The organism is Streptomyces sp. Je 1-79 (assembly GCF_025195125.1).
Taxonomy (GTDB): Bacteria; Actinomycetota; Actinomycetes; order Streptomycetales; family Streptomycetaceae; genus Streptomyces.
The window spans coordinates 1-4,938 of record NZ_JAMGSL010000027.1; the positions used below are offsets into that span (position 1 = coordinate 1).

The following is a 4,938-nucleotide window of genomic DNA, read 5'->3' on the forward strand; positions in this document are numbered from 1 at the left end:
TGAGGACAAGCCCTCGGCCTATTAGTACCGGTCAGCTCCACCCATTACTGGGCTTCCACATCCGGCCTATCAACCCAGTCGTCTACTGGGAGCCTTACCCTCTCAAGGAGGTGGGAATACTCATCTCGAAGCAGGCTTCCCGCTTAGATGCTTTCAGCGGTTATCCCTCCCGAACGTAGCCAACCAGCCATGCCCTTGGCAGGACAACTGGCACACCAGAGGTTCGTCCGTCCCGGTCCTCTCGTACTAGGGACAGCCCTTCTCAATATTCCTACGCGCGCAGCGGATAGGGACCGAACTGTCTCACGACGTTCTAAACCCAGCTCGCGTACCGCTTTAATGGGCGAACAGCCCAACCCTTGGGACCGACTCCAGCCCCAGGATGCGACGAGCCGACATCGAGGTGCCAAACCATCCCGTCGATATGGACTCTTGGGGAAGATCAGCCTGTTATCCCCGGGGTACCTTTTATCCGTTGAGCGACGGCGCTTCCACAAGCCACCGCCGGATCACTAGTCCCGACTTTCGTCCCTGCTCGACCCGTCGGTCTCACAGTCAAGCTCCCTTGTGCACTTACACTCAACACCTGATTGCCAACCAGGCTGAGGGAACCTTTGGGCGCCTCCGTTACTCTTTAGGAGGCAACCGCCCCAGTTAAACTACCCATCAGACACTGTCCCTGATCCGGATCACGGACCGAGGTTAGACATCCAGCACGACCAGAGTGGTATTTCAACGGCGACTCCACCATGACTGGCGTCACGGCTTCAAAGTCTCCCACCTATCCTACACAAGCCGAACCGAACACCAATATCAAACTGTAGTAAAGGTCCCGGGGTCTTTCCGTCCTGCTGCGCGAAACGAGCATCTTTACTCGTAGTGCAATTTCACCGGGCCTATGGTTGAGACAGTCGAGAAGTCGTTACGCCATTCGTGCAGGTCGGAACTTACCCGACAAGGAATTTCGCTACCTTAGGATGGTTATAGTTACCACCGCCGTTTACTGGCGCTTAAGTTCTCAGCTTCGCAACCCCGAAAGGTCACTAACCGGTCCCCTTAACGTTCCAGCACCGGGCAGGCGTCAGTCCGTATACATCGCCTTACGGCTTCGCACGGACCTGTGTTTTTAGTAAACAGTCGCTTCTCGCTGGTCTCTGCGGCCACCCCCAGCTCAGAGTGCAAGACTCATCACCAGTGATGGCCCCCCTTCTCCCGAAGTTACGGGGGCATTTTGCCGAGTTCCTTAACCATAGTTCACCCGAACGCCTCGGTATTCTCTACCTGACCACCTGAGTCGGTTTAGGGTACGGGCCGCCATGAAACTCGCTAGAGGCTTTTCTCGACAGCATAGGATCATCCACTTCACCACAATCGGCTCGGCATCAGGTCTCAGCCTTAATGTGTGACGGATTTGCCTATCACACGGCCTACACCCTTACCCCGGGACAACCACCGCCCGGGCTGGACTACCTTCCTGCGTCACCCCATCGCTTACCTACTACCACCTTGGTTCGCCGGCTCCACCACTTTCCTTTCCCCGAAGGGTCCGGAACGGCTTCACGGGCTTAGCATCAGAGGGCTCGATATTGGGCGTTTCAAAGCGGGTACCGGAATATCAACCGGTTGTCCATCGACTACGCCTGTCGGCCTCGCCTTAGGTCCCGACTTACCCTGGGCAGATCAGCTTGACCCAGGAACCCTTAGTCAATCGGCGCACACGTTTCTCACGTGTGTATCGCTACTCATGCCTGCATTCTCACTCGTGAACCGTCCACAACTCGCTTCCGCGGCTGCTTCACCCGGCACACGACGCTCCCCTACCCATCACAGCGGGCGTTGGCCCTATTGCTGCAATGACACGACTTCGGCGGTACGCTTGAGCCCCGCTACATTGTCGGCGCGGAATCACTTGACCAGTGAGCTATTACGCACTCTTTCAAGGGTGGCTGCTTCTAAGCCAACCTCCTGGTTGTCTCTGCGACTCCACATCCTTTCCCACTTAGCGTACGCTTAGGGGCCTTAGTCGATGCTCTGGGCTGTTTCCCTCTCGACCATGGAGCTTATCCCCCACAGTCTCACTGCCGCGCTCTCACTTACCGGCATTCGGAGTTTGGCTAAGGTCAGTAACCCGGTAGGGCCCATCGCCTATCCAGTGCTCTACCTCCGGTAAGAAACACACGACGCTGCACCTAAATGCATTTCGGGGAGAACCAGCTATCACGGAGTTTGATTGGCCTTTCACCCCTAACCACAGGTCATCCCCCAGGTTTTCAACCCTGGTGGGTTCGGTCCTCCACGAAGTCTTACCTCCGCTTCAACCTGCCCATGGCTAGATCACTCCGCTTCGGGTCTTGAGCGTGCTACTGAAACGCCCTATTCGGACTCGCTTTCGCTACGGCTTCCCCACACGGGTTAACCTCGCAACACACCGCAAACTCGCAGGCTCATTCTTCAAAAGGCACGCAGTCACGACCCATTGGGTAAACCCAATGAGCGACGCTCCCACGGCTTGTAGGCACACGGTTTCAGGTACTATTTCACTCCGCTCCCGCGGTACTTTTCACCATTCCCTCACGGTACTATCCGCTATCGGTCACCAGGGAATATTTAGGCTTAGCGGGTGGTCCCGCCAGATTCACACGGGATTTCTCGGGCCCCGTGCTACTTGGGTGTCTCTCAAACGAGCCGTCAATGTTTCAGCTACGGGGGTCTTACCCTCTACGCCGGACCTTTCGCATGTCCTTCGCCTACATCAACGGTTTCTGACTCGTCTCACAGCCGGCAGACTGTGAAAGAGAGATCCCACAACCCCGCATGCGCAACCCCTGCCGGGTATCACACGCATACGGTTTGGCCTCATCCGGTTTCGCTCGCCACTACTCCCGGAATCACGGTTGTTTTCTCTTCCTGAGGGTACTGAGATGTTTCACTTCCCCTCGTTCCCTCCACATGCCCTATGTGTTCAGGCATGGGTGACAGCCCATGACGACTGCCGGGTTTCCCCATTCGGAAACCCCCGGATCAAAGCCTGGTTGACGGCTCCCCGGGGACTATCGTGGCCTCCCACGTCCTTCATCGGTTCCTGGTGCCAAGGCATCCACCGTGCGCCCTTAAAAACTTGGCCACAGATGCTCGCGTCCACTGTGTAGTTCTCAAGCAACGACCAGCCACCCATCACCCCACCAGAACCTGGTGAGTGCACTGGGGCCGGCATCGCGAAGATACAAACCTTACGGCCGTACCCTCAGACACCCAACAACGTGCCAAGCGTGAGCCACCCTCCGTGTTCTTCTTTCCACGCCGAAGCAGTACTCGAAGAACCATCAGGTCACTCACGCCAACTAATCAACGTTCCACCCATGAGCTGACCGTGCAGAACGTTTGTCTGCAATCGGTACTGTGCTCCTTAGAAAGGAGGTGATCCAGCCGCACCTTCCGGTACGGCTACCTTGTTACGACTTCGTCCCAATCGCCAGTCCCACCTTCGACAGCTCCCTCCCACAAGGGGTTGGGCCACCGGCTTCGGGTGTTACCGACTTTCGTGACGTGACGGGCGGTGTGTACAAGGCCCGGGAACGTATTCACCGCAGCAATGCTGATCTGCGATTACTAGCAACTCCGACTTCATGGGGTCGAGTTGCAGACCCCAATCCGAACTGAGACCGGCTTTTTGAGATTCGCTCCGCCTCGCGGCATCGCAGCTCTTTGTACCGGCCATTGTAGCACGTGTGCAGCCCAAGACATAAGGGGCATGATGACTTGACGTCGTCCCCACCTTCCTCCGAGTTGACCCCGGCGGTCTCCTGTGAGTCCCCATCACCCCGAAGGGCATGCTGGCAACACAGGACAAGGGTTGCGCTCGTTGCGGGACTTAACCCAACATCTCACGACACGAGCTGACGACAGCCATGCACCACCTGTATACCGACCACAAGGGGGGCACTATCTCTAATGCTTTCCGGTATATGTCAAGCCTTGGTAAGGTTCTTCGCGTTGCGTCGAATTAAGCCACATGCTCCGCTGCTTGTGCGGGCCCCCGTCAATTCCTTTGAGTTTTAGCCTTGCGGCCGTACTCCCCAGGCGGGGAACTTAATGCGTTAGCTGCGGCACCGACGACGTGGAATGTCGCCAACACCTAGTTCCCAACGTTTACGGCGTGGACTACCAGGGTATCTAATCCTGTTCGCTCCCCACGCTTTCGCTCCTCAGCGTCAGTAATGGCCCAGAGATCCGCCTTCGCCACCGGTGTTCCTCCTGATATCTGCGCATTTCACCGCTACACCAGGAATTCCGATCTCCCCTACCACACTCTAGCCTGCCCGTATCGGATGCAGACCCGGGGTTAAGCCCCGGGCTTTCACACCCGACGTGACAAGCCGCCTACGAGCTCTTTACGCCCAATAATTCCGGACAACGCTTGCGCCCTACGTATTACCGCGGCTGCTGGCACGTAGTTAGCCGGCGCTTCTTCTGCAGGTACCGTCACTTTCGCTTCTTCCCTGCTGAAAGAGGTTTACAACCCGAAGGCCGTCATCCCTCACGCGGCGTCGCTGCATCAGGCTTTCGCCCATTGTGCAATATTCCCCACTGCTGCCTCCCGTAGGAGTCTGGGCCGTGTCTCAGTCCCAGTGTGGCCGGTCGCCCTCTCAGGCCGGCTACCCGTCGTCGCCTTGGTGGGCCATTACCCCACCAACAAGCTGATAGGCCGCGGGCTCATCCTTCACCGCCGGAGCTTTTAACCAGCCTCCATGCGAAGGCCGGTGTTATCCGGTATTAGACCCCGTTTCCAGGGCTTGTCCCAGAGTGAAGGGCAGATTGCCCACGTGTTACTCACCCGTTCGCCACTAATCCACCCCGAAGGGCTTCATCGTTCGACTTGCATGTGTTAAGCACGCCGCCAGCGTTCGTCCTGAGCCAGGATCAAACTCTCCGTGAATG

Annotated in this window: 2 rRNA genes; both read right to left on the reverse strand. The window is 57.3% G+C overall.

Annotated elements, in window-relative coordinates:
* Window position 1: 1 nt before the first annotated feature.
* Window positions 2-3,124: ribosomal RNA gene (locus M5362_RS32885) — 23S ribosomal RNA — on the reverse strand.
* Window positions 3,125-3,410: 286 nt separating this feature from the next.
* Window positions 3,411-4,936 (reverse strand): 16S ribosomal RNA (locus M5362_RS32890).
* Together the 16S and 23S rRNA genes form the textbook arrangement of a ribosomal RNA operon.
* Between the last annotated feature and the right edge of the window lie 2 nt (window positions 4,937-4,938).